This is a genomic window from Cellulophaga lytica DSM 7489, from assembly GCF_000190595.1.
In the GTDB taxonomy this organism is placed as follows: Bacteria; Bacteroidota; Bacteroidia; order Flavobacteriales; family Flavobacteriaceae; genus Cellulophaga; species Cellulophaga lytica.
The window spans coordinates 1817557-1843381 of record NC_015167.1 but is presented as its reverse complement, the minus strand read 5'-3'; the positions used below and the strand labels follow the sequence as shown (position 1 = coordinate 1843381).

Sequence of the window (25825 nt, the reverse complement as noted above, 5' to 3'; positions counted from 1 at the left end):
AATCCTATTCGTTTGCATGTAAAGATTCTATAAAAATCTTAAAACTATTTGCTCCTATATTATTTATTTCATGTAGTTGCGCTACACTGCCATGTTGCACAAAAACATCATCTATTCCTAAAATATGCACCTTATTTGTAAAGCTATTGGTATTTGCAAACTCTAAAATAGCACTACCAAAACCTCCAATTTTACAACCATCCTCAATAGTAACTATTGTTGAATATTTGTTAAAAATAGACAATAATTTTGTAACGTCTAATGGTTTTATAAATCGCATATTAACGTGTCCTATTTTACTACTGTCTAAATCATTTAAAACAGCCGCAACCATGTTACCAATATGACCTACAGAAAGCACCACAATTTCTGTGCCTTTTTTTAATTCTAAAGATTTCCCTATCTCAATTTTTGTAAATGGTTGTTTCCAATTTTTAGTAACACCTCTGCCTCTTGGATACCTTATTGCAATAGGCTGTTGCAATCCTAATTGGGCGGTGTACATTATATTTCTTAATTCCTCCTCATTCATAGGAGCAAAAATTAACAAATTTGGTATGCAACGTAAATAAGCAATATCATAAACACCATGATGCGTGGCACCATCTTCACCAACCAAACCTGCCCTATCTAAACAAAAAATTACTGGCAAGTTTTGCAATGCTACATCATGTATAACCTGGTCATAGGCACGTTGCAAAAAAGTAGAGTATATATTACAAAACGGAACCAAACCCTCTGCAACCATACCAGCAGCTAAAGTTACTGCATGTTGTTCTGCAATACCTACGTCAAATGCCCTATCAGGAATTTCTTCCATCATAATTTTTAAAGAGCTACCTGTTGGCATAGCAGGCGTAATACCTACTATTTTTTTATTTTCTTTAGCTAACTCAACAATAGTTAAGCCAAAAACATCTTGATATTTTGGTGTTCCCTCTCCGTTAACCTTAGGCAATAAATCTCCTGTAACTTTATTAAATTTACCTGGCGCGTGGTAGGTTACTTGGTTTTCTTCAGCTTTTTTAAGCCCTTTTCCTTTTGTAGTAATAACGTGTAAAAACTTAGGGCCTCTAACTGTTTTTAGTCTGTTTAACTCCTCTATTAGTAAAGGTAAATTATGGCCATCTATTGGTCCTGAATAATTAAAATTTAACGCTTCAAAAATATTATCTTGCTTTGCACTACCTTTTTTAACATTGGTAAGGTATTGTTTTAAAGCTCCAACGCTTGGGTCTATACCAATAGCATTATCATTTAAAATTATTAGCACATTTGCATCTGTTACGCCAGCGTGGTTTAACCCTTCAAAAGCCATACCGCTAGCAATAGAAGCGTCTCCAATTACCGCTATATGCTGCTTTAAAGTTTCCCCTTTTAATTTAGAGGCAATTGCCATACCCAAAATTGCAGAAATAGATGTAGAGCTATGCCCTGTTCCAAAATCATCATAAATACTTTCTTCCCGTTTAGGAAAACCACTAATACCGTTTAGTTGCCTATTGGTTTCAAAAACATCACTTCTGCCCGTTAAAATTTTATGTCCGTAAGCTTGGTGACCCACATCCCAAATTAATTTATCAAACGGCGTATTAAATACATAGTGTAAAGCAACGGTTAGCTCAACCACACCTAAACTAGCTCCTAAATGCCCTTCTTTAGCAGAAACAATATCAATAATAAAATCTCTAAGCTCCTTTGCTACAATTGGCAAGTTTTGCGCTGGTATTTTGCGCAAATCATCTGGAGTTGTTATGTTGTTTAAATATGCCATTTAAACAGCAAATTTAAAGGGTATTTATGAGTAAATAAAGAAATAAGTAAAGAGTTATAGCTTTACAACCAAATGTGCTACATAAAAGGTTGTATTTTATTTGGTAAGGTTGATAAACTCTAAAGCTAAGCTTAAAAACTGTTGGTATTTTTTATACTTTTACTCCATGATAAATCCTTTTGACGACACGTACTTTATGAAAAAAGCCTTAGAAGAAGCACAAGCTGCTTATGACAAAGGAGAAGTACCTGTTGGAGCTGTTATAGTTATAAAAGACCGTATAATTGCACGTGCACATAACTTAACAGAACAATTAAATGATGTAACAGCACACGCAGAAATGCAAGCTATAACTTCTGCTGCAAATTTTTTAGGCGGTAAATATTTAGAAAACTGCACACTTTATGTAACCTTAGAACCTTGCCAAATGTGCGCAGGAGCCTTGTATTGGAGTCAAATTTCTAAAATTGTATACGCAGCTAAAGATGTAAAAAGAGGTTTTACTGCAATGAGCACAACCTTACACCCTAAAACAAAAATATCTGGTGGTTTATTAGAAAAAGAAGCCTCTGAACTTTTAAAACGGTTTTTTATTGAAAAACGAAACTTGAATTAAAAATAAAAAGCCTTGCAATGCAAGGCTTTTGTTTTAATCAAAATAAATATACTTTATTAGATTACTTGCACTTGTGCAGCAACCACTCCTTTTCTTCCTTCTTCTTCTACGTATTCTACTTTGTCTCCTTCGTTTAGCTCTACTCCGTTTAGCGATGTTGCATGCACAAAGATGTCTTTTCCTGTTTCGTCGTTTGTAATGAATCCATATCCTTTAGAGTCATTATAAAATTTTACTGTTCCAGTCATTAAAAATAAATTATAAAAAATGTTAATACTCAAATATAACATATTTTAATTAGAGCAATGTAAACAGAAGTTAAAATCGCATAAAATTATTGATTGTCAGTCTTTTCCAAGTTTTTTCCTTGCATTTTCTTAATATTTTCTTCATTTAGCATGTAATTTTTAACATTCTTCCCCTTACTTACTCTTATTAAAAAAAGAGGCATTGCTATAAAAAATATTCCTACGGTTCCAAAACCTATAAACTTGTGCGCTATGGCTTCATTCCCTTCTAAAATAATAAAACCATACACTATTAAGCCTATTGCTACTATAGCTACTATACCACTACTATATTTCATCATACATCATTATTTTGTGAAATCTATTAATTTTTTTCTGTAAGCTGTTAATAGTTTAGATTTAGACACAAAGCCTATATACTTCCCTTCTTTAACAATTGGTAAGTTCCAAGCACCTGAAAGTTGAAATTTATCCATTACTGCCTGCATATTGTCTTTTTCATATTCTATTACCTCTGGCACAGACTGCATAAAATTTTCTACTTTTAACGTTTTATACAGCTCTTGTTTAAACATTACATCTCTAATATCATCTAAAAGCAAAATACCTTTTAAAGCTCTTCCTTTTTTATCTAATACAGGAAAAATATTTCGGTTGGATTTAACAATTGCAGAATGCACTACATCTCCTAACGTCATATTTTGTTTTAAAGGAATAAAGTTAGTCTCTATAACGGTATCAATATCCATTAGTGTAAGGACTGCATGATCTTTATCATGAGTTAACAACTCACCTTTACGACCTAACTCCATAGTGTACACAGAGTGCGGATAAAAATACTTTGTAATACCAAATGACAATGTTGCTGTAATCATTAAAGGCACAAAAAGTTCATAACCACCAGTAACTTCGGCAATTAAAAATATAGCTGTTAATGGCGCATGTAACACGCCTGCCATTAAACCTGCCATACCAATTAATGTAAAATTACTTTCAGACACTGGTGAGCTAACCAAGCCTGTTGCATTTATAATTTTAGCAAAGCAATTGCCCATTATGCTTCCCATAAATAATGTTGGCGCAAAAATACCTCCTACACCACCTGCTCCAAAAGTTAAAGAACCTGCTATTACTTTAAAAAACACCAAACCTCCCAACAAAGCTATAATTACCCATACGTTTTCTAGGTCTAAATGCAAAAAGTTAGTAGATAAAGCTTTTTCTGGATGCCCTGCCATAAGGTGGTTAATAACATCAAAACCCTCTCCGTATAGTGGCGGAATAAAATAAACCAAAACCCCAATAGAAAGTCCACCAATTATTAATTTTTTTAAGGGCGATTCTATTTTATCAAACAATTGCTGAATACGATCATAAACTTCTGTATAGTACATAGAGATTAATGCAGAGACTACACCTAATGCCATATAAAAAGGAACATCAGAAATAACAAATTTGTCTTCTAATTTAAACGGAAGCAAAACATCGTCTCCAAAAAAAAAGTAAGATGTTATTATTGCTGACAAAGATGCCAGTAATAAAGGTAACATAGACGCAATAGTTAAATCTAAACTAAATACTTCTATGGCAAAAACAATTGCCGCTATGGGCGCTTTAAATATTGAAGACAAAGCACCAGCTGCAGCACAACTAATTAGTAAGTTACGCGTAGTTTGGTCTAGATGAAAAAAACGAGATAAATTAGAACTTATAGCAGCACCTGTAGCTACCGTAGGGCCTTCTAAACCTACAGACCCACCAAAACCAACTGTTATTGGAGCTGTAATTAAAGAACCAAACATTTGATACCTTTTCATAAACCCTTTACGCTTGGCTATTGCGTACAATGTTGAAGGTATACCGTGACTAACCTTATTTCTAATAATATATTTAACACATAAGTACACTAAAAAAAAACCTAGTATTGGCGACAAAAAGTAAAAAGCATGGTGGTAATTAGCCACCAATTTACCCTCTAACGCGTGTTGTATAAAATGGGTTGCATTTTTTAGCAACACTGCACCAATACCAGATGTTATACCTACTATTACACTAAGAATGTATATAAACTGCCTATTTGTAATGTACTTTGCTCTCCATACTAAAATACGTTTAAGCAATTTTTTATTAGACATTACGTAGCTTTTTAAATTCCTATTTGTTAACTGTTACTTGTAAGCTTAGTTCTTTTAGTTGTTCATCATCAATTGCAGCAGGAGCATCTATCATAACATCTCTACCGCTATTGTTTTTAGGGAAAGCAATAAAGTCTCTAATTGTTTCTTGCCCTCCTAAAATAGATACTAACCTATCCAAACCAAAAGCTAAACCTCCGTGTGGTGGTGCTCCATATTGAAAAGCATCCATTAAAAAGCCAAATTGCTCTTTAGCTTCTTCTGGTGTAAAGCCTAAGTGCTTAAACATTGTAGCTTGCGTTTCTTTATCGTGTATACGTATAGATCCTCCTCCAATTTCGTTTCCATTTAAAACCAAATCGTATGCATTGGCTTTTACAGCACCTGGATCTGTATCTAAAAGCTCTAATTGACCTGGTTTAGGTGATGTGAACGGGTGGTGCATTGCATGGTAATGCCCTGTTTCTTCATCTAACTCTAATAAAGGAAAGTCTATAACCCACAATGGTGCAAACTCATTTGGTTTACGTAAGCCCAAACGTTCTGCAAGTTCCATACGTAAAGCACTTAGTTGCGCTCTTACTTTATTTGCTGGCCCAGAAAGCACACAAACCAAGTCTCCTGGTTTAGCACCTGTTCGTTCTGCCCATTTAGCAAGATCTTCTTGGTCATAAAATTTATCTACAGAAGATTTAAAAGAACCATCATCATTGCAACGAGAATAAACCATACCTAAAGCACCAACTTGCGGACGCTTTACCCAGTCTATTAATTTATCTATTTCTTTTCTAGTGTACGCGTTACCACCTGGCACAGCAATACCAACAACTAACTCTGCATTATTAAAAACACCAAAATCTTTATGTTGTGCTATATCATTTAGCTCGCCAAATTCCATTCCAAATCTAATGTCTGGTTTATCATTACCATACAAGCGCATAGCATCATCAAACAACATTCTAGGAAACTTATCTACTTCTACACCATTAATTTCTTTTAAAAGGTGGCGTGTTAAGTTTTCAAAAATGTTTAAAATATCTTCTTGCTCAACAAAAGCCATTTCACAGTCAATTTGCGTAAACTCTGGCTGGCGATCTGCTCGCAAATCTTCATCTCTAAAACATTTTACAATCTGAAAATATTTATCCATACCACCTACCATAAGCAACTGCTTAAAGGTTTGTGGCGATTGTGGCAAAGCATAAAACTCACCCTCGTTCATACGACTAGGAACCACAAAATCTCTAGCACCTTCTGGTGTAGATTTTATTAAATAAGGTGTTTCTACCTCTATAAATCCATTATTTGACAAAAAATTACGCACTTCCATAGAAACCTTACTCCTAAAAATAAGATTGTTTTTTACAGGGTTTCTACGAATATCTAGGTAACGATATTTCATACGTAAATCTTCACCACCATCAGTTTCATCTTCAATTGTAAATGGTGGTACAATAGCCTTGTTTAAAATAGTTAATTCAGATACTAGAATTTCTATTTCTCCAGTAGGCATATTAGGGTTTTTAGAAGCCCTTTCTATTACCTTACCTTTAACTTGTATTACAAACTCACGCCCTAATTTTTGGGCACGCTCCATCATTTCTTTACTTGTACGCTCTTCATCAAAAACCAACTGAGTAACACCGTAACGATCACGTAAATCTACCCATACAATAAAACCTTTATCTCTTGACTTTTGCACCCAACCAGAAAGTGTAACCTCTGTATTTATATGAGTTGCGTTTAATTCTCCACAATTGTGACTTCTATACATTTTTAATAGCTAAAGTTGAAAGTAGCAAAGGTATAAAAGTATCTCATTAACTTAAAAACTATATGTGATTTAAAAAAATAGTATATAGTAAGAAAAAAACTATAAATAAAAACTTAAATTATATGTGTTAAAAACTAACATTTGTTAATTTTTTATTTGTTTATGTGGCAAAAATGTCATTATCTTGTCATATAACTAATAAAACACTTAATTAAATGAAAAATTATTTATCAAGAAAACTACTTGGTTTAGTTTTCCTTGTTTCCCCTTTGTTTGCTATGGCGCAGGGTGAGATAAGTGGAACAGTAACAGACCAAAACAATGAACTTTTACCAGGAGTAAACATCATTATTAAAGGAACAACAACCGGAACAACCACAGATTTTGATGGTAATTACAGCATTACTGCAGAGAGTTTTCCTGCAACATTAGTTTTTTCTTCTATAGGCTTTAATACCAAAGAAATTGTTGTTAACGCCGCAGGTAAAGTTAATATGACTTTACAAGAGGGTTTGGCTTTAGATGAAGTAGTATTAACAGGTAACAGATCTAAACCTAGGACTATTTTAGATTCTCCTGTGCCAATAGATAATATAGGCGTAGCAGAACTTACAAGTAGCGGAAAACCTACGGTAGATAGGATGCTTACTTTTAAAGTACCTTCATTTAATGCACAAACACAAGCAATTTCTGATGCAACAGCGCATTATGATCCAGCAGATTTACGTGGCTTAGGTCCTAGTAGAACTTTAGTTCTTGTTAACGGAAAACGTAAAAACCAAAGTGCACAGGTTTACTTAAACAGAACACCAGGTAAAGGTGAAGTTGGGGTAGATCTAAAAAGTATACCTACTGCTGCTATAGAAAGAGTAGAAGTATTAAGGGATGGTGCTTCTGCACAATATGGTTCTGATGCCATTGCCGGTGTAATTAATATGGTATTAAAGAAAAACGCCAAATACACAACAGTATCTGCCAGAACAGGTATTACGTCTCAAGGAGATGGCTTTAACTTTGCTGCAGATGCTAACACTGCTTTTAATTTTGGTGACGGCGGGTTTATAAACCTAACATTGGGTTACTATAACCAACAACTAACAAACAGAGCTGGTTCTCCTGGTATTGCAGATTTACCTGCAGATGCTAGACCAAATGAAATACAATGGGCTACTGAAAATCCTGAATTAGGAATGAAAGTTGGACAGCCAGATTTAGAAAAAGGAGATTTATTTGTTAACCTGGGGCATCCATTAGGTGAAAATGCAGAACTGTACTCTTTTCATGGATACTCTACCAGAAAGGGACGTAGTTTTGCATATTACAGAGCTCCTTACTGGAGAAGAGGCGTTGCTGATTCTGAATTTTTAACAAGGTCTGAAGATTTTGTAGGTTACCAACCAAGTTTTGAAGCACAAATTGATGACCACATCAATGCCTTAGGTGTAAAGTTTGATATTACAGACACTTTTAATGCAGATGCAAGTGTTACTTATGGCTCTAACAGTGTAGATTATACTGTAAATAACTCTGTAAATCGTGACTATTTAGCTGATAACGGAACTTCACCTAGAACTTTTAAACCAGGTGGATATACATTGAGCAATGTTGTAATGAACCTAGATTTTGCTAATGCTTTTACAGAGCAATTAACATCTTCTTTTGGGGTAGAATACAAAAAGGAATATTATGAAGCAATTGAAGGAAACCCTTTATCATATTACAAAGGCGGGTCTGATTCTTTTGCTGGTATTAAGCCAGACGAAGCTGGAAAGTGGAACAGAGATAATATCGCTTTTTATGCCGGATTAGATTATGATATTACCGAAGATCTTTTATTAGGATTAGCTGGTAGATATGAAGACTTCTCAGATTTTGGAGACAACTTTTCTTGGAAAGTGTTTGGCCGCTATAAATTAGGAGATAAAGGGGCTATTAGAGGCTCATACAGTACTGGTTTTAGAGCCCCAACCTTACACCAACGTTACCTAACAAATAGCCAATACATTATTGTTGATGGTTCTCCAGAGCCTGTATTACAAGGAACACTTGCTAATAACAATTCTGCTGTACAAGCCTTAGGTGTACCTAGCTTATTTGCTGAAACTTCTAGAAATATTTCTGCTGGTTTTACGTATAAAATAAATCCTAAGTTTTCTGCATCTATAGATTTTTACCAAATACACGTAGATGATAGAGTACTATTTTCTTCACAAATTGGTTATGATGGAGATGATGCAAGTACAAACCCTGTAGAACAAATTCTTATAGACAATAATGTGGTAGCTCTTCAGTTCTTTATTAATGCTGGCGACACAAAAACTACGGGAGCAGATTTTGTACTTAATTATAGAGGTATAGATATGGGACAAGGTAGATTTAATGTGAGTTTAGCTGCCAATGTTAACGAAACTACAATTGATGCTATTGAGACTCCTCAAGTTCTTGCAGATAATGGCTATAATATTTTTACAAGAGAAGAAAAAGGTTTAATTACAAATTCTAGACCTAGGTCTAAATTTATTTTAGGTATGGATTATGACACTGACAAATTTAACATTGGTTTAAATAACACTCTTTTTGGCAAGGTAACTGTTACTGCTCCAGAAACAGGAGGTATAGATCAAGATTTATCTTCTATGTTGGTTACAGACTTAAATTTAAGCTACAAAGTAACAGACAAACTTAGTTTTACTGGTACTATTAATAACTTATTTGATGTTTACCCAGACAAAACTTTAGCAACTACAAATACAGCTGAAGCTGGTGGAAGATTTCAGTACTCTTCTGAGGTACAACAAGGTGGACAATTTGGTACTAACTTTAGCTTAGGAATGAACTACAGTTTTTAAAAAAATTTAAACTTTAAATTTAAAAGCGGCCTATGAGCCGCTTTTTTTATCGTTGTATGTTAAGTGTTAAAAATAATCAAATAACTGATTATCAGCGTTTTGCATCTTTAATGTAAATTTAATGTTAACTTAAAGCGTATTTATTGTAAAATAAAATGTATCTTTATATCGTTAATGTTAAGAAATTAAAAATTAAAACCTACATATCATGAAAAAAATAGCACTAGTATTCGCATTTATATTCTCAATAGCAATAGTTAACGCACAAAGTACAAAACCAGTTTTTGAAAAAGCAGATAACAAAGTAAAAGCAACTTATTTTCACTCTAACGGAGAGGTTGCACAAGTTGGACACTTTTTAAATGGTAAATTACACGGTGAGTGGACTATGTTTAATGAAGAAGGTAAAAAAATAGCAACGGGTAATTATACTGAAGGTAAAAAAACCGGAAAATGGTTTTTTTGGAATAAAACAGAATTAAACGAGGTAGATTACAAAAACAGTAAAATTGCCAATGTTACAAAATGGAATAACGAGGGAACATTAGTAGTAAACTAATTACTACTTAAATAAAACCCATTAAAAAACCCAGAGAATTTAAATTCTCTGGGTTTTTTATTTTTTGTTTACTTATTAAACAAATAAATGGCAATCTTTACAGTCTTTAATTTCCCCATAATACGTTTGTCTATACTTGTACAAGGTTTTTACAGGAATTCCTAAAACGTATTTCTTTACGTAGGTTACTTTAGCCGCAAGTTGCCCCATTCTTTTGGTGTATCGCTTTTCTACTTTGCTTTTTCTTTTGACTTGTATAATCTTCATAATTGAAATTGTTTACCAACAACATACATTTATACAAACCAAATGCAAGATAAAAGTGTTAATATTTTGTTATAACACAAAAATAAAGCCACTATAACGATATAGTAACAACTTAATTTACAAATACTTACTTTTATAAAATGAAAAACTAGCACCAAAACAAGGTGCTAGTTAAACAAACTAAAAAACGATATTTATAAACGTATGTAAATACCTTACTTTAAAATCCACATTTGTGAATTAATATTATCACCAGTAGTAAACTGTCTATTAATAGCTTCCTCTAAATTTTTAGGGTTATTAGTAGACTCACTTGTTGGATACAACCATCTTTTTGGTATTCTAGCTTCGTTTAATGTACCGCCTCCGTCTACATTAAACTCCGGATAACCAGTTCTACGCTGGTCATAAAACATTTGCCAACCAGTATTTAAAAACAACGCTATGTGTTTTTGAGTTGCAATACTCTCTATAGGGTTTGTAGCATTAAGTTGCACATTTGGGTTTGCCAAATAATCATCAGTATTTGTAATACCATAAAATTCCATAGATGCCTTAATACCCTCTGTATAATACGCAGAAGCATCACCAGAAATCCATCCTTTAGTTACAGCTTCTGCTAAAATAAATTGTAGCTCTGCATAACCAATTAACAAGCTAGACTCATTAACAGGGTCATTATAATACCTTGGAGCAATTCTAGATGCATTACCAGCTACTGCCTTTGCTGCGTTATCACTAAAAACAGCACTACCATATAAGCCTCCATAGGCATTAAAATCTGTTTCATCTAACGCAGAAGCACTTGGCATTTTTTCTGCAAAAACAAATAACCTTGGGTCTTCTAAAGTTTTCAACTTATTTACAAAAGACTCTTCTAAATAATATGCAGTTTGCAAGTTGTTGTTGTTAAATAATGGGTAACGGTTGTTTTGTATGTTTACAAAAGTTAATGCACCGTTGTCATTATTAGAACTAAACAAAGGATATTTACTTGGGTTATCTACAACCTCTTTAAACCTACCTACAACGTTTAAGGATGCAACATCTGTTTTATTAGATAACATTAACAAAACTCTTAAGTAGTAAGAGTTAATTAACTTTTGCCATTGTAGTTTATCACCATTGTAAATTACATCACCCAAAATAAGTTCATCATTAGCAGCAAGCTCGTTAGAAGCCGATTTTAAATCTGTTAACACCTTTAAAAAAATTTCTTCTTGTGTGTCATATACAGGCGCATAAATTTGTTCATCTACACCAATAGCCTGACTGTAAGGAACATCACCAAAAACTAATGTAAGCTCTGTTATAAAGTACGAGTTAAAAAACTTGCCCAAAATAGCATAAACCTCAGACTCTGCGTTCTGGCTCTCTTCTATCATTTTATGAACTTGCTTTATATTGTCATAATTAGCAAAAGAAGCTTGTTGCCAATTGTAATATTGATTTTCATTAACACCGTCTGTAAATGCTAAATATCTACTTGCTAAAGCACTATTTAAACTAACAGTATTAAATGCTAGTGTTTGAATGTTAGTTAGCAATAAATCTGGACTAACTGCTGTTGCTCTGTTAGGATCATCTTGCAACTCTTCTATATCTGTACAACTTACTGTAAAGAAAATTGCACATAAAATGTATATACTAAATTTTTTCATTATGCTTTTATTTAAAATTTCACATTTAAGTTAAGTCCAATATTCCTAGTTGACGGAGCCTGTAATGCATCTACACCAGAATCAGGATCTACATTTGGCACATCAGAATTTAACCAAAGGTTACGTCCTATTAAAGACAAACTAAACTCATGTATAGGTGTGTTTGCTAATGCTTTTTTTGGAAAGTTATATGTTAGTGTAACCTCTCTTAGCTTTACAAAAGACTCTTTATAATAGTGGTAATTTTTATTTTGACCATTACTAGTTGTCTGCATAAAGTTAATGTAGTTAACAGCAACGTCATTAGGAGCATACGTACGCGTATCACTAGTAATATTACCATTAACATCATAAGTTGCTGTGCCGCTTACAACCTTTACTCCCGGAGCTACATAAGAACTAACACCGTTATTAGCATCATCTCTAAACTGGTTTACTGTACCTTTGTGTTTACCGCCCCACCACATTTTTTGATTTGTAGTAGAGTAAATTAAACCTCCTATTCTACCATCAAACAAGAACGATAAATTAAGATTTTTATACTTAAATGTATTTGTAATACCGTACGTCCAGTCTGGATCATCATCACCAATATATCTCTGGTAAGGATCTGCAACAGGGAAACCATTTTCATAAATAACCTCTCCGTTAGCATTAGTCTGGTATACGTTAGCATAAATTTGATCTGTACGTTCACCAACTTTTATAAAGCCTTCTGTCTGCTCTCTATCTCCGTAAATTTCTTCTTGAAATCTTCTAAACCTACTAAAGTTTACAAGCATATCCCAACTAAAATTAGCTGTTTGTATGGGTTTAGCATCAAAAACAAATTCTAAGCCCTTGCGCTTGTACTCATCTCCATTAAGTAAAATACTCTCATACCCAGATCCTTCAGAAATTGGACTATAAATTAGGTTATTATAATCTTTAGCTTCAAAATAAGCAACATCTAAACCTAAACGATTATTAAACAACCTAACATTTGCTCCAACCTCCCAAGTGTCTGATGTTTCTGGCTCTAAACCAGGAGAAAGCAAGCTAGATCCAAAAGATGCTGACGTATTACCGTTCCACGTTGTTCCCTTATCATAAGCTTGTATATAACTATAAGGATCGTCTCCTATTTTACCTTCTGACACTCTAGACCAAGAACCTCTTAATTTTGCAAAACTAATAGCCTGTGGCATATCAAAAAGGCTAGATAAAACTAAAGATCCAGATACAGATGGGTAAAAGAAAGAATTGTTTTCTTTTGGTAAAGTAGATACTTTATCGTTTCTACCAGTTATAGATAAGTAAAATGCATTGTAAAAAGACATATCTACAAAACCATAAATACTCTTTATAGCTTCTTCTTGCTCTAAGTTAGATGCAATATAACTTGCTCCTGCATTATTAGCCAAATTGTAAAAACCAGGAATATTTAAACCATCTGTTTGCGTACTTGCAGCTGTAGATTTACGATAGTAATTAGAGTAAGCAACTTCACTTTTTAGTGTAAAATTATCTGAAAAGTTCTTTTCAAACTTTAAACCAAAATCTGTAATAATATCAAAATATCTACTATCTGCATTGGTAAAATTACCAAGAGATTTATTGCCATAACCCACATAACTTTTAGGCTCTTTATACGTTCTGTTTAAGCTGTAAACATTTATACCACTTGTGCTTTTAACACTTAGTTCTGGCGTAATATTATACTCAAAGGCAACATTACCGTAAACATTATCTTTATCATAACCACGCTCATACTCATATGCCTGAAAGTAAGGATTGTTATAATATGACACATTAAAATGTCTTTGTTGGTACCCCTCTTGTCCCTCTCTCCAATAATTACGCAAATCTTTAACATCTACATCTACACCTGTCCACAAAACCAAATTGTACAAATAATTTGTTGGTCCGTAACCAACCTCAGGAAAATTATCTGTGTATTGCTTATTGTAAGTTAAGTTAGAGCTTACTTTAAAATTATCTGACGGGTTTAATGTACCACCAATTGTAAAAGAAGTGTTCCCCAAATCTGTATTAGGAACAATACCCTTTTGGTATACATTAGACACAGACATTCTATAACTAGCTTTATCATTACCCCAATTTACACTTACGTTATTGGTTTGTATAGAGCCTGTTTGAAAAAAATCTTTGATATTATCTTCACCTCTAGATGTAAACGGAATTGGAATTAAATTACCAGCAGCATCTGTAGGACTATTGTATTGCGTAGTTTCAAAAAAACCGCTTGCTGTACTTGGATCTAATTGATCTACTTTAGGACCCCAAATCCAGCCACCACCTTCAGAGCCACTACCTAAACCGTTAATATATGCGTATTGCCCTTGGTTACCGTTACCGTAGACTGTTTGCACATCTGGTACTTTAATAAAAGAAGGTTGAAAAAGCACTGAACTATTAACTGTTACAGTTAACCTTCCTTTTTCTCCTTTTTTACTTGTAATCATTATAGCACCATTTCTACCAGCAGAACCATAAAGAGCAGATGCAGTTGCACCTTTAAGCACGCTAATACTCTCTACATCATCAGAATTAATTTTCCAAATATCTGCAGAACGGTCTGGTATACCATCTATAACAACTAATGGTGTTGCGCCTCTTAAGCTAATTTCTGGATTCTGAAATAAGTCGGTAGAGTTTTTAATATTTAAACCAGCTACTTTACCCGTTAAAGAATTTACCAAGTTAGGCTCCTTAGCTTTTTCTAAAGAAGCCCCTTTAACTTCTTGTACAGCGTAACCCAATGCCTTTTTTTCTCTTTTTATACCCAAAGCCGTTACCACTACCTCTTCTAATGCCGCAGCATCTTCTAAAAGGGTAACATTAATTACTGTAGCATTTAAAACCGTAATTTGCTTTGTTTTAAACCCCATTGATGAAAATGTAAGCACATCTCCCTTTGCAGCATTAATGGTATAATTACCATCAAAATCTGTTGTTGTACCATTTGTAGTATTAGCAACTACAATGCTAACACCCATTAATGGTGTATTGCCCTCATCTACAACACTACCCGTAATAGTTTGTTGTCCGTAGCTAAAACAGCATACAAACAACATTACAATAAACGTAATTCTAAAATTCATTTTCTTTAATGTTAAGTTAAATTGGTTATTAGTTATTGTTTATGTACCAAGTATTTAGCACATTATTTGGAGTTTCTAATACTATTTTTAACATCTTGCCCGTATGCTTTTTAAGCGATAGCGTAGTCTCTTCACTAGTCAAACTCACTGTTACCTCCTTTGTGTAAGTATCTTTTTTTCCTTCTTTAAATTGATTTGTAGTAGAAGTGTAAATTGTTCCTTTTACATTTTTATCTGAATTATTTTTCCAACGGATAACAATTTTGTCGCCTTCTTTAACAGCTGATAAACCATAAGCATCTACATCGTCTATAAAAGGAGTACCATCTATTTCATAAGCAATATCTTTAGAAACATCAATATTTAAAAAACGAAGCATAGTTGGGTAAATGTCTGTAATTGCTAAGGTTTCATTTTTAAAATAACTGTTAGTGTTTTTCTCATTAGTTACAATCCAAGTAGCACGCTCCCTCTCTGTTTGCCCTCCATGATGGCGCCCATCTTTAGGACTACGACCATGGTCTGTTGTAACTACCAATAACCAATCTTCATTAAACTTAGCTTCACGTATTTTAATAGCATTCCATATTTTGCCAACCAAAGCATCTTCATATGTAATTGCATCATCTAGTTGCGGACTATCACCCAATCCGTGGCCAACATCATCTGTATACTCTAAATACACCCAAGACAAGTCTGGTGCATCAGTTTTTATATACCTAGCGGCCTCAACAGCCACATCATTATCAATTTTTTTAATGTATTGCTTGTAAGCATCATGCGGATAATTAGTGGTGTCTAATTCAAAACCATCAAAAGCATAATCTAGCTCTACATTTTTTGTTTCAGATTCACCCTCAATAAGTTTTGTTCTGTTATCTAGCCAAGTAGAAAAAATAGCTGTTTTTTTAGACGGATATTGATCTTTAAATACCTTAAAAATTGTTGGGTAATTGTAATTTGGTTTTTTAATACTATTACCATATACATTGTGTTTATTAACCCAAGTACCTGTAAGTAGACTGTTATAACCTACTGCAGAAATTGTTGGTGTTTGTGAGTAACCTCCTTTTTTACCACCCACATATGCTTTAGTATAACTACCAGTATTGGCTATACTATCTAAAAAAGGAGTTGGAGCTTTTTGCAGCATATCTGTAGAAATACCATCTACTATAACAAACACTACTTTTTTATTATTTATAGGCTTGCTAGTTTGTTGAGTAAAACCTACCTGCACAACTAAGCACATAACAAATACTACATATTTAATTTTATTCCCCATTTTTTTAGATTGATTGGTTATACTAAAATCTGGGTCAAAAGTATTTTTATAAATTATAAATTGAATGAATGTTCAATTAATAAAACTTTAAATAAATGTTAACTTGCACAGGCAAAGCAAGGCTTGTAATTATCTTAAAATGTTACATTTGCCTAAATAAAAATCTTACATGGGAAGAAAAAGTGTATCTGTACAAAGACGAAAAGAAATTATAAAAGCATTTTACAAAGTTGCAAAAGACATAGGCTTAGAAAACACCTCTATTGCTAAGGTTGCAGAACATTTAAGCATAAGTAATGGCTTAATAATGCACTATTTTAAAACTAAAGATGAGCTATTAATTGGCTTAAATGAGTTTATATTAGAACAGCATTTAAACATTGTACAAAATGACGAAAATGGTGAAATTAACTCCAAACAAAAACTTCACAATCTAATAACATCACTTTTTTCTAGAAACTGGAACAAATATTTTGATGATGGAGTTTTTTATAGCTGCTACGCCCTAATTTACAGAAAAAAAGATTTTAATGATAGCTTTAAAAGCTACCTACAAGCGCTACACACGGTTTTACACAAAAAATTAACAGAAGCAAAAGAGCACCAAATTATTTCCAACACAAACATTGATGAAATAACAGAAGTAATTTTTGCCTTAATAGATGGTGCTTACTATTATTTGGGACTTTTTAATGAAAAAACAGAAGATTACAAGCAAAAAGAGGCTATTTATATTAAGTATGCGTTAAATATACTAGAATTTAAAAACGAGTAAACGTTTACTTAACAACCTTAACAATAGCATAGAGCCCAATACAAGCCCATACAGCGTTAACTACAACATTAGGAAAGTCATTTAAAGCAAAACCATTAATAATTAAGCAAACGGCACCTAATATATTTAAAATATGGTATACTTTAGATTTAGATGATAGTTTACCTATGCTTAGCAACAAGTAAGACACTACAAACAATAAGGCCCCGAGCCAACCTATTATAGAAAACATAGATTTGTAATTTTAAGACTGAAAAGATACTGGAAAAATTAAAACAACTACAAACTATAAAATTGCAGAAACTATATAAAAGCAAAAAACCTCAACTATTTCTAGTTGAGGTTTGTTTTGCTCCCCCTCTTGGGCTCGAACCAAGGACCCTCTGATTAACAGTCAGATGCTCTAACCAACTGAGCTAAGGAGGAATGTTAGCAGACATAACGTCTGTAAGCGGGTGCAAATATATAAGCTTTTTTAATATCTACAAAACAAAAAATAAAAATTTATATAAATTTCTTTATAATATTCCAGATGTCGTTTCCAAACACAATTGCCATAAGACCCATAAGTATTACAAAACCAATAATTTGTCCTTTTTCTAGTACTTTTTCACTAGGCGGGCGGCCAGAAATAATTTCATACAATAAAAACATTACGTGTCCACCATCTAATGCCGGAATAGGTAAAATGTTTAAAAAAGCTAACCATACAGAGAACATTGCCATAAAGTTCCAAATAAATGTCCAGTTCCACTGTTTTGGCATCATTTCTACAATACCAATAGGCCCTTTTACTTGTTTGTAAGCTCCTGTTTTAGTGTTAAAAATAACCTTAAACTGTCTAATTTGTTTTGTTAGTACTTCTATAGTTTTGTTAAATCCTTCCGGTATAGCTGCACCAAAACTATAGTTATCTGTAACAAATAAGTCTTCTCTGCTTAACACAACACCTATTGCTGCTTCCTCAGGAACCGTCATTTGCAATGTTTTTGGTTGCCCATTACGTAAAACCTCTAATTCTATTTCCTTTTCTGGAGACTTTTTAATCACACCAACAAACTCGTTCCAGTACGCTGTTTTTTGTCCGTTAACAGCAACAATTTCATCTCCCTTTAGTACCCCTGCTTTTTCCGCAACCATACCAGACACAACACTGTCTATAGTGGCTTTTTGTCTGTAGCCTAAAAAATTTCTCCCTTGTGTACTAAAAACAGCTTCTTTACCTTCTGCGCTTAATGGCACGGTAATTTCTTTACCGTCTCTTTTAACAGTAACCTCGTCTCCTAAAATAATATCTAATACGGCATCTGTAAACTTTTTACTTTTTTTACCATCTATAGCTAAAATTTTATCTCCTGTTTTTAATCCTAATTGTTCTCCTATAGAATCTATTAAAATTCCGTGTTTTAAACTATCTGCAGGTATATACGTATCTCCGTTATTAAATAACAACATTGTATATATAAACCAAGCTAAAAAAAAGTTTACAGTTACACCACCCAACATTATAATTAAACGTTGCCAAGCTGGCTTACTCCTAAACTCCCATGGTTGTGGTTCGCTTTTCATTTGCTCGGTGTCCATACTTTCGTCTATCATACCAGCTATTTTAACATAACCACCTAAAGGCAACCATCCAATACCATAAACAGTATCGCCTATCTTCTTTTTAAAAAGTGAAAACTTAACATCAAAAAACAAGTAAAATTTTTCAACTTTAGTTTTAAAATATTTGGCAGGAATAAAATGCCCCAGCTCATGCAAAATAACAAGTACTGATATAATTAAAATGAACTGTACTATCTGAATAAATAATTCCATTAAATCTCTTTTAGTTTTTAAAAACGAACAAAAGTACACTTTTAAGCGCTCTTACAAAAAGATATACCTATAACGGCATCATTTTTATGAATTATTTAATAAGCTAGGGTATTGATTATTACCTATGCCTATTGTAAATTTGCATAAAAAATTATGGGAGCGTTTTTTAGCAAATTTAAAGTTTTTGGCATTGTTCTTTTAGTAATATCTGCAATAATAATTACCTTATTTTACAACGCTTTAAAACCAGAAGTTAAGCTGCCTATTTACCAGCCAGCAGATTTTAACACAGAACTTGTAGACTCTACACTTTTACACAAAAAAAAGTACCACACTGTTGCTAACTTTAAACTTACCAACCAAAACGGAAAAACTATTACCCAAGATAATTACGCAAACAAAATTTATGTAGCAGATTTCTTTTTTACCACCTGCCAAACCATTTGTCCTGTAATGACAAAAAATATGGTAAAAGTACAAGAGATTATAAAAAATGATGATGACGTAATGCTTTTATCTCATTCTGTTACTCCTGAAATAGACTCTGTTGCTCAGCTAAAAAAATATGCCCTTAAAAAAGGAGTTATTGACAGCAAATGGAATTTAGTGACAGGAGACAGAAAAGAAATTTATGATCTAGCCCGCAAATCCTATATGGCAGCTAAAACAGACCTTAACAATCCTTACAGTATGGTACACACAGAAAACTTTGTTTTAGTTGATAAAGAAAAACGTATACGTGGTACTTATGATGGCACAGACAGTAAAGAGATTGAGAAACTTATTGAAGACATTAAAATTTTAAAAGCATCATACAAAGACTAATTTTGATGTTAAAGAATATAAAAAAGTAATGTAGAGTTCTGTTATTTTGCTTTTTTCCATTACTTTTGCTCTTACTTAAAATCAATCTAAATAAAAATTGAGCATTACTGTAGCACAACTAAAAAAAGGGCAAAAAGGGGTTATTAAAGATTTCTCTGAAGACACCTTACCTATTAAACTCTTAGAAATGGGTTGCTTGCCTGGCAATGTTGTAGAGCTTATACAGATTGCCCCATTAAAAGACCCTATTTACATTAACGTAAATGGCTCACATATAGCGATAAGAAAATCTACAGCCAACTTAATTGAAGTAGATTTAATTGAATGAATGTAATTGAGTATGAGCAAAAATATTAATGTAGCCTTAATTGGAAATCCTAATACCGGAAAAACATCAGTCTTTAATCAGCTTACAGGATTAAAACAAAAAGTGGGTAATTACCCAGGTATAACTGTAGAAAAAAAAGAAGGTATTTGCAAATTACCTCGTGGTGTTAAGGCGCATATAATAGATTTACCTGGTACATACAGCTTAAACACAACATCTTTAGATGAGAGTGTTGTTGTAGAATTACTTTTAAATAAAAACGATAAAGATTTTCCTGATGTTGCTGTTGTTGTTACAGATGTAGAAAACCTAAAGCGTAACTTACTTTTATTTACTCAAATAAAAGACCTTAAAATACCTGCCATTTTAGTAATTAATATGGCAGACCGTATGACCAGAAAAGGAATTACGCTAAACATACCCTTATTAGAAGAAAAACTAAACACAAAAATTGCTCTTGTTAGCACAAGAAAAGGTATTGGTATAGACACCCTAAAAGAGCTTATTGCAGATTACAAAAACTTATCTGTTAAGCCAAATATAGACACTACATCTATTGCTCCAGATTATTTTAATAAACTTAGAGCTGCTTTTCCTAAGGAAGACGTTTACAAGCTTTGGTTGGTTATTACGCAAGATGTTAACTTTATGCCTATAGAGAAAAAACGCATAAAAGATGCAACTTTCTCTATAAAATCTAACACAGAACTTAAAAAGTTACAGCACAGAGAAACCGTTTTAAGATATCAATTTATAAATAATATTTTAAAAGAAACTTATACTGTAGACCTTACTGTTGCTAAAGGTTTTAGAGCAACTTTAGATAAAATTTTAACGCACAAAGTCTGGGGTTACGTAATATTCTTTTTAATATTATTAGTCATTTTCCAAGCCATTTATGAGTGGAGTAGCTACCCAATGGATTTTATAGATGAGTCTTTTGCGCAAATGAGCGAATGGACAAAAGCTAGCTTGCCGCCAGGTGCATTTACAAACTTACTTGCAGAAGGCATAATAGCGGGTATTGGAGGTGTAGTAATTTTTATACCACAAATTGCATTTTTATTCTTGTTTATATCCTTACTTGAAGAAAGTGGATATATGAGTAGAGTTGTATTTTTAATGGATAAACTTATGCGCCCATTTGGATTAAGTGGTAAAAGTGTTGTACCATTAATTTCTGGTACTGCCTGCGCTATACCTGCAGTTATGGCAACCAGAACAATAGAAAACTGGAAAGAACGCCTAATAACAATATTAGTAACACCTTTTACAACTTGCTCTGCCCGTTTACCGGTGTACTTAATTATAATTGCCCTTGTTATACCAGAAGGGAAATTTTTAGGACTTAGCTACCAAGCGCTAACACTTATGTTGTTATATTTACTAGGGTTTGGAATGTCTATTTTTTCTGCAATGGTTTTACACAAAATTTTAAAAATAAAAAGCAGAACATTTTTTGTTATAGAAATGCCAAATTATAAGCTTCCATTATTTAAAAATGTAGCTTATACGGTTTGGGAAAAAACTAAAAGCTTTGTGTATGGTGCTGGTAAAATTATTTTAGCCATATCAATTATTTTATGGGTATTGGGCTCTTATGGTATATCAGATAATTTTAAAAACGCAGAAGAGATTGTTAAAAACAGAATTAATACGGTTGGTTACTCTGAGTTTAACCAAAACCATATTAAAAATGAAATTGCCATTTATACTGGTGAACTTTACACCAATTACCCTACATTAAGTGGAGCAATTATTAAAGATTCTATTGCAATACGTACAAACGATTTAAAACTAAAAGCAGAGAACGAAGAAATAGCTAGTTTTAAATTAGAGCACTCTTTTATTGGTTACGCTGGCAAAGCTATAGAGCCTATTGTAAAGCCTTTGGGTTACGACTGGAAAATTGGTATTGCAGTAATAACTTCGTTTGCCGCTCGTGAGGTGTTTGTAGGCACACTTGCCACAATTTACAGTGTTGGTAATGATGAAGAAGAAACTATTAAAAACCGCATGGCTGCCGAGATTAACCCGTGGAATAACAAACCACTTTTTAACTTAGCATCTGGTATTTCTTTACTACTTTTTTATGCTTTTGCAATGCAATGTATGAGTACATTAGCTGTGGTTAAAAGAGAAACTAATAGTTGGAAATGGCCTGCTGCACAATTGGTATTTATGAGTGGTTTTGCTTATATAGTTGCTCTTATTGCATATCAAATTTTAAAATAAATTACGCAAACCTGTAACTAAAACTACCATCTTTTTTTTCAATAATAAAAATTACCATAGCTTTTACATTTAGGTAACTTATAAAGTTTTTAGAGGTTTTTAATTGATGAATAAAGCTTTTATAAACTTCAGTTTTATACTCCCAAGCACAACGTAGCTCTAATGCTCTTTTATGTTCTTTAAACGAGTGATGCACTATAAACAAACGGTTTTGCAAGCAACTACGCTTGCCAGCACTTTGCCTACTATAATAAAAGTTCACTATTTTCTCTGGAAACTCAAAACTAAAATTACTTCTTAACTCTTTAGGCACTAACGTTCCTTTAACATCAAAACGTAAATTTTTATCTCCAAAAAATTCTATATCATATTCCTGATCCTTGCCATTTGGATTTCTACTAACTCCAGTATTTGTATAAAATAGATATTCATCGCACCTGGCACATTGCCATAAAAACCATCTTCTTTTAAAATAATTTTTATCATCTGTAGGCAATCCTGTAATTGCAAGCTCTAAACTAGATAATGTTTTACACTTAAATAGAGACACTTTTTTATCGGTAGTGTTGTTTTGTATTTTTCCCCATTGCAAAGGTATTTCTGGAGCTAATTTTTGCAACTCTTTACTGCGTGTATTAAATTCTAATGCGTTCATAAGAATATCTTTTAAGATGAAAACGCAATGTTAAAATTTGACCACAAGGAATAAACTTATATTGCTAAAGTTTCTCTAACCGCTAAAGCAATTGCTTTTGCTAATAAAGGCGGCACAGCGTTTCCTATTTGTACCATTTGTTTTCCTTTTGCTCCTTTAAAAATAAAATCGTCCGGAAAAGATTGCAACCTAGCCATTTCACGTACTGTAATGACTCTAGATTCTATTGGGTGTATGTTTACACCTCCGTGATTCTCTTTTATGGTACAGCTGGCCTCGTTCCAAGGACATTTTTTCCAAGAGTCCGAATAATTATCATACAAGCTTTTACCTTCTGGAACTTTAGCCAAGCGCTTTTTCATGGCATCACTATGCTTTGTTCTAACGTGGTTAAAAGCTGCATCATCTTTTAACGTAACCAAATCTTCTATAGCTTGCTTTGTGGTAATGTATTTATCTGGTGTAAGCAAAGGCTTTGGATGTAAATTTTTTTTACCAATTCTGTTTGCTATAAAAATTATACGCTCTCTTTTTTGCGGTACATAATAGTTAGCTGCATTTAGCACAGTAACATTTACTTGGTACCCTAAATTAGCTATATCTTCCTTTATCTTATCTTCTACCTTACCCTTTAGCATAGAACGTAAACCTTTTACGTTTTCTGCAACAATAAATTGTGGTTGCAACTCATCTATAATCTGAAGCATATCTTTATAAAGAGAGTTTCGCTCATCTTCTACAATACGGCTACCAGACATACTAAAACCCTGACAAGGAAATCCGCCAGACAAAACAGTTAATGGCTTACCATTAAGCGAACTTTTAACTGTGTTTATAAACTTGTCTTTAACGCTCCTTTCTGTAATATCACCTAATATGTGTGGATGTTCAAAATTTTCTCGGTAGGTCATACCAGCTTCCTTAAACCAATCTAATCCGCCAACTTGTGTAAACCCTGCCATTTCAAAACCTTTAGCCATACCACCTGCACCACAAAACAAATCTGCAGATGTAAGCTTAGTTTTTGAAGGATTCTCCCAATTTTCAGAAATATCTGCCCAGTTTACAACATCGGTCTTTATAGATTTAGTGTTTTTTTGGGGCAATTGTTTTTTAGGTTTAGCGTCTAAAACACCACTATTTTTAAATACAGTAACATCTTTAGGTTTTATATAATGTACACCAAAGGTTTTTGTAGATTTTAGCGCGCCAGAATGTATGTGTTTTCTAATTATTTTTTGAGAAACACCCAACTGCAACGCAACATCTTCAATACGTAAAAACTGCTCTTTAACCGCCATACATTAATTACTCTCCCAGTTCTGTAATCTTTTTTTCGTATAAATTTTTACTTTCTATAACCGCCACATTTAATTCTTGCATAATGCCCTCTACTCTACTTTCAATACTTTCCATTTGGCTGTTTATATTATCAAAAGAATTTAGTGCTGCAGCAACCTCTAATGCCTTTACCACTTCTACAGCATCACCGTGCAACAAACGCAACTTAGCAATTGCTTTAGAGGTATTAGCTAAAGTGCCGTTGTATTTTGTTTTAGCTTTATTAATAGCTTTTAAAAGTGTTTTTTTACTCTGCTCATCACTTAAGCTATTAGTTTGGGTCTCCATAGCTGTAAATAAATTAGAGGCTTTAGTTTTTAAATCCTCATATTCTTTATTTAGGTTTTCTACACGCTTGTTTACCTTTTCCCAGTCGCCATAAACCTTAGCAAACTCTTTATCTTCATTTTTAGCGTCTTCTAAAGCTCCTTTTAAAGCACTTAAAGATGTTAAACCTTTGGTTACGTTTTTATTTGCGGTAATTTTTTTCTTTTCAAAAGAAGCAACTTGCGACTTAAACTTCTCTTTTAATCTAATTAAATCTTCTGGACTTTTATTTTTCCAACAAGATGATAATGTTAGCAAAATAACTAACAAGGCAATACTGTTTTTCATATGTTAATTTAGTTAATGGTGGTGTAAAAATAGAAAAATTAAACCATTACTGTTTTGCCCGTTGGTATTCTACTAATTTTTGAGGCCCTTCTAACAAAACTCTAACAACGCGTAGAGTACCGTCTTCTGTAGTTGCAATTTGCCATTTTATTAAAGATATTTCTCCATTTTCAATCTCTATCCCCGTAATACTTCTTGGGTGTACACAACTGCCGTCATTAAAAAAAGGGATATCTCCTGGCTCAGGAAATCTAGGTCTATGAGTGTGCCCAACAATGGTAAGCTTTTCATTATTTTGCAATATCCAACGTTTAATTCGTTTTTCAACCTTTATTAATTCTTGGTGGTTTTTAGCCGGACTAGTAGGATCTGCAATTCCCCAAACTTGCAATGGTTTCCATAAAACACGTACCAAAAACCTACCTACGCGCCAAAAATTATAGTTCCACCAATCTGCCTGGTGTCCGTGTGTTAAAAATAGTTCTTGTTTGGTGTCTTTGTGTTTTAAAACAATACCTTCATGGTAAGTAATACCAACAAACAAATCTTTATCCTTACCATCTATAGGCTCAAAATAACTAGATAAATATTTTTTCACATAATTAGGGTCTTTATACACCATATCATGGTTACCCCAAATCATAAATAAACGGTTTTGTAAATGGTACTGCCTTAACAACCCGTATATGTTTTTGTGAGCTGTAAAAATAGACTCAAAAGATGTGTTCTCCCAAAGTTCATCACCATCACCCAGCTCAAAATAACTAAAACCCTCTTTAAAATAATGCTGTAATGCGTGGTAGTAAATATTTCTGTTGTTGGCAAAATCGTCTGCAAAACTATTATCACCTCTGTGACAATCACTAAAAAGTATTAACTTAGAGCTATCATCAAAAGGGACAATTTTAGACTTTTTATACGCTCTGGTTAACCTAGTAAAAGAGGACATATTTTAATT

22 protein-coding genes and 1 tRNA gene are annotated in these 25825 nt (G+C 33.1%); 7 read left to right on the top strand and 16 right to left on the bottom strand.

What is annotated here, in order from left to right; translation table 11 throughout:
- Window positions 1-4: 4 nt before the first annotated feature.
- The gene (locus tag CELLY_RS08295) at window positions 5-1774 is read right to left on the bottom strand and encodes a 1-deoxy-D-xylulose-5-phosphate synthase (RefSeq protein WP_013621218.1); all 1770 of its coding nucleotides are present in this window, start codon (window positions 1772-1774) and stop codon (window positions 5-7) included.
- Between the two features lie 166 nt (window positions 1775-1940).
- Between CELLY_RS08295 and CELLY_RS08290 the strand changes: the two genes are divergently transcribed.
- Entirely contained in the window at window positions 1941-2390 is a 450-nt protein-coding gene (locus tag CELLY_RS08290) for a nucleoside deaminase (protein ID WP_013621217.1), read from the top strand.
- 56 nt (window positions 2391-2446) lie between these two features.
- Here CELLY_RS08290 and CELLY_RS08285 read toward each other — a convergent pair whose 3' ends face one another.
- The 4 genes from CELLY_RS08285 to aspS form a co-directional block, all read right to left on the bottom strand.
- The gene (locus CELLY_RS08285; RefSeq protein WP_034644878.1) at window positions 2447-2638 is read right to left on the bottom strand and encodes a cold-shock protein; all 192 of its coding nucleotides are present in this window, start codon (window positions 2636-2638) and stop codon (window positions 2447-2449) included.
- An 86-nt stretch (window positions 2639-2724) separates the two neighbouring features.
- Window positions 2725-2979, bottom strand: coding sequence for a hypothetical protein (locus tag CELLY_RS08280; protein ID WP_141103717.1), 255 nt, complete (start codon window positions 2977-2979; stop codon window positions 2725-2727).
- Between the two features lie 6 nt (window positions 2980-2985).
- Window positions 2986-4773, bottom strand: a complete 1788-nt coding sequence (locus tag CELLY_RS08275; RefSeq protein WP_013621214.1) for a chloride channel protein — start codon at window positions 4771-4773, stop codon at window positions 2986-2988.
- Window positions 4774-4792: 19 nt separating this feature from the next.
- Window positions 4793-6547: an aspartate--tRNA ligase gene (aspS, locus tag CELLY_RS08270; RefSeq protein WP_013621213.1), complete on the bottom strand. Its 1755-nt coding sequence runs from the start codon at window positions 6545-6547 to the stop codon at window positions 4793-4795.
- A gap of 215 nt (window positions 6548-6762) precedes the next feature.
- Here aspS and CELLY_RS08265 point away from each other — a divergent pair, with 215 nt between their 5' ends.
- Complete coding sequence (locus CELLY_RS08265) at window positions 6763-9396, top strand: TonB-dependent receptor (RefSeq protein WP_013621212.1); 2634 nt, start codon at window positions 6763-6765, stop codon at window positions 9394-9396.
- 208 nt (window positions 9397-9604) lie between these two features.
- Window positions 9605-9955, top strand: a complete 351-nt coding sequence (locus CELLY_RS08260; protein ID WP_013621211.1) for a toxin-antitoxin system YwqK family antitoxin — start codon at window positions 9605-9607, stop codon at window positions 9953-9955.
- Between the two features lie 75 nt (window positions 9956-10030).
- Here CELLY_RS08260 and CELLY_RS08255 read toward each other — a convergent pair whose 3' ends face one another.
- The 4 genes from CELLY_RS08255 to CELLY_RS08240 all read right to left on the bottom strand — a co-directional run bounded on the left by CELLY_RS08255 (window position 10031) and on the right by CELLY_RS08240 (window position 16272).
- Window positions 10031-10222: a hypothetical protein gene (locus tag CELLY_RS08255; RefSeq protein WP_034644744.1), complete on the bottom strand. Its 192-nt coding sequence runs from the start codon at window positions 10220-10222 to the stop codon at window positions 10031-10033.
- 215 nt (window positions 10223-10437) lie between these two features.
- The gene (locus CELLY_RS08250; protein WP_013621210.1) at window positions 10438-11883 is read right to left on the bottom strand and encodes a SusD/RagB family nutrient-binding outer membrane lipoprotein; all 1446 of its coding nucleotides are present in this window, start codon (window positions 11881-11883) and stop codon (window positions 10438-10440) included.
- An 11-nt stretch (window positions 11884-11894) separates the two neighbouring features.
- Window positions 11895-14987, bottom strand: coding sequence for a SusC/RagA family TonB-linked outer membrane protein (locus tag CELLY_RS08245; RefSeq protein WP_013621209.1), 3093 nt, complete (start codon window positions 14985-14987; stop codon window positions 11895-11897).
- Between the two features lie 28 nt (window positions 14988-15015).
- On the bottom strand, window positions 15016-16272 hold the full coding sequence (locus CELLY_RS08240) for an alkaline phosphatase family protein (RefSeq protein WP_013621208.1): 1257 nt from the start codon (window positions 16270-16272) through the stop codon (window positions 15016-15018).
- A gap of 169 nt (window positions 16273-16441) precedes the next feature.
- On the opposite strand from CELLY_RS08240, the gene CELLY_RS08235 reads away from it, so the two are divergent.
- On the top strand, window positions 16442-17047 hold the full coding sequence (locus CELLY_RS08235) for a TetR family transcriptional regulator (protein ID WP_013621207.1): 606 nt from the start codon (window positions 16442-16444) through the stop codon (window positions 17045-17047).
- A 4-nt stretch (window positions 17048-17051) separates the two neighbouring features.
- Here CELLY_RS08235 and CELLY_RS08230 read toward each other — a convergent pair whose 3' ends face one another.
- From CELLY_RS08230 to rseP, 3 genes are all read right to left on the bottom strand, one after another.
- On the bottom strand, window positions 17052-17279 hold the full coding sequence (locus tag CELLY_RS08230) for a CBU_0592 family membrane protein (protein ID WP_013621206.1): 228 nt from the start codon (window positions 17277-17279) through the stop codon (window positions 17052-17054).
- 120 nt (window positions 17280-17399) lie between these two features.
- Window positions 17400-17473: transfer RNA gene (locus CELLY_RS08225), tRNA-Asn, on the bottom strand.
- 78 nt (window positions 17474-17551) lie between these two features.
- Window positions 17552-18868, bottom strand: coding sequence for an RIP metalloprotease RseP (gene rseP / locus CELLY_RS08220; protein ID WP_013621205.1), 1317 nt, complete (start codon window positions 18866-18868; stop codon window positions 17552-17554).
- 153 nt (window positions 18869-19021) lie between these two features.
- Between rseP and CELLY_RS08215 the strand changes: the two genes are divergently transcribed.
- From CELLY_RS08215 to feoB, 3 genes are all read left to right on the top strand, one after another.
- Entirely contained in the window at window positions 19022-19693 is a 672-nt protein-coding gene (locus CELLY_RS08215) for an SCO family protein (RefSeq protein ID WP_013621204.1), read from the top strand.
- A 97-nt stretch (window positions 19694-19790) separates the two neighbouring features.
- Window positions 19791-20021: a FeoA family protein gene (locus CELLY_RS08210; protein ID WP_013621203.1), complete on the top strand. Its 231-nt coding sequence runs from the start codon at window positions 19791-19793 to the stop codon at window positions 20019-20021.
- A gap of 12 nt (window positions 20022-20033) precedes the next feature.
- Complete coding sequence (gene feoB, locus CELLY_RS08205) at window positions 20034-22256, top strand: ferrous iron transport protein B (RefSeq protein WP_013621202.1); 2223 nt, start codon at window positions 20034-20036, stop codon at window positions 22254-22256.
- A 1-nt stretch (window position 22257) separates the two neighbouring features.
- Here feoB and CELLY_RS08200 read toward each other — a convergent pair whose 3' ends face one another.
- The 4 genes from CELLY_RS08200 to CELLY_RS08185 are packed head-to-tail and all read right to left on the bottom strand — an operon-like array spanning window position 22258 to window position 25816.
- On the bottom strand, window positions 22258-22911 hold the full coding sequence (locus CELLY_RS08200; protein WP_013621201.1) for a hypothetical protein: 654 nt from the start codon (window positions 22909-22911) through the stop codon (window positions 22258-22260).
- Between the two features lie 56 nt (window positions 22912-22967).
- Complete coding sequence (locus CELLY_RS08195) at window positions 22968-24212, bottom strand: DNA cytosine methyltransferase (RefSeq protein WP_013621200.1); 1245 nt, start codon at window positions 24210-24212, stop codon at window positions 22968-22970.
- A gap of 7 nt (window positions 24213-24219) precedes the next feature.
- Window positions 24220-24867 carry a hypothetical protein gene (locus tag CELLY_RS08190; RefSeq protein ID WP_013621199.1) on the bottom strand — a complete coding sequence of 216 codons (648 nt, stop codon included), beginning with the start codon at window positions 24865-24867 and terminating at the stop codon, window positions 24220-24222.
- Between the two features lie 46 nt (window positions 24868-24913).
- Window positions 24914-25816, bottom strand: a complete 903-nt coding sequence (locus tag CELLY_RS08185) for a metallophosphoesterase (RefSeq protein ID WP_013621198.1) — start codon at window positions 25814-25816, stop codon at window positions 24914-24916.
- Window positions 25817-25825 lie beyond the last annotated feature (9 nt).

Bases quoted from the DNA above. Each gene is read 5' to 3' on its own strand.
- CELLY_RS08295 (WP_013621218.1), bottom strand. From the start codon at position 1,774: ATGGCATATTTAAACAACATAACAACTCCAGATGATTTGCGCAAAATA.
- CELLY_RS08290 (WP_013621217.1), top strand. From the start codon at position 1,941: ATGATAAATCCTTTTGACGACACGTACTTTATGAAAAAAGCCTTAGAA.
- CELLY_RS08285 (WP_034644878.1), bottom strand. From the start codon at position 2,638: ATGACTGGAACAGTAAAATTTTATAATGACTCTAAAGGATATGGATTC.
- CELLY_RS08280 (WP_141103717.1), bottom strand. From the start codon at position 2,979: ATGATGAAATATAGTAGTGGTATAGTAGCTATAGTAGCAATAGGCTTA.
- CELLY_RS08275 (WP_013621214.1), bottom strand. From the start codon at position 4,773: ATGTCTAATAAAAAATTGCTTAAACGTATTTTAGTATGGAGAGCAAAG.
- aspS (WP_013621213.1), bottom strand. From the start codon at position 6,547: ATGTATAGAAGTCACAATTGTGGAGAATTAAACGCAACTCATATAAAT.
- CELLY_RS08265 (WP_013621212.1), top strand. From the start codon at position 6,763: ATGAAAAATTATTTATCAAGAAAACTACTTGGTTTAGTTTTCCTTGTT.
- CELLY_RS08260 (WP_013621211.1), top strand. From the start codon at position 9,605: ATGAAAAAAATAGCACTAGTATTCGCATTTATATTCTCAATAGCAATA.
- CELLY_RS08255 (WP_034644744.1), bottom strand. From the start codon at position 10,222: ATGAAGATTATACAAGTCAAAAGAAAAAGCAAAGTAGAAAAGCGATAC.
- CELLY_RS08250 (WP_013621210.1), bottom strand. From the start codon at position 11,883: ATGAAAAAATTTAGTATATACATTTTATGTGCAATTTTCTTTACAGTA.
- CELLY_RS08245 (WP_013621209.1), bottom strand. From the start codon at position 14,987: ATGAATTTTAGAATTACGTTTATTGTAATGTTGTTTGTATGCTGTTTT.
- CELLY_RS08240 (WP_013621208.1), bottom strand. From the start codon at position 16,272: ATGGGGAATAAAATTAAATATGTAGTATTTGTTATGTGCTTAGTTGTG.
- CELLY_RS08235 (WP_013621207.1), top strand. From the start codon at position 16,442: ATGGGAAGAAAAAGTGTATCTGTACAAAGACGAAAAGAAATTATAAAA.
- CELLY_RS08230 (WP_013621206.1), bottom strand. From the start codon at position 17,279: ATGTTTTCTATAATAGGTTGGCTCGGGGCCTTATTGTTTGTAGTGTCT.
- rseP (WP_013621205.1), bottom strand. From the start codon at position 18,868: ATGGAATTATTTATTCAGATAGTACAGTTCATTTTAATTATATCAGTA.
- CELLY_RS08215 (WP_013621204.1), top strand. From the start codon at position 19,022: ATGGGAGCGTTTTTTAGCAAATTTAAAGTTTTTGGCATTGTTCTTTTA.
- feoB (WP_013621202.1), top strand. From the start codon at position 20,034: ATGAGCAAAAATATTAATGTAGCCTTAATTGGAAATCCTAATACCGGA.
- CELLY_RS08200 (WP_013621201.1), bottom strand. From the start codon at position 22,911: ATGAACGCATTAGAATTTAATACACGCAGTAAAGAGTTGCAAAAATTA.
- CELLY_RS08195 (WP_013621200.1), bottom strand. From the start codon at position 24,212: ATGGCGGTTAAAGAGCAGTTTTTACGTATTGAAGATGTTGCGTTGCAG.
- CELLY_RS08190 (WP_013621199.1), bottom strand. From the start codon at position 24,867: ATGAAAAACAGTATTGCCTTGTTAGTTATTTTGCTAACATTATCATCT.
- CELLY_RS08185 (WP_013621198.1), bottom strand. From the start codon at position 25,816: ATGTCCTCTTTTACTAGGTTAACCAGAGCGTATAAAAAGTCTAAAATT.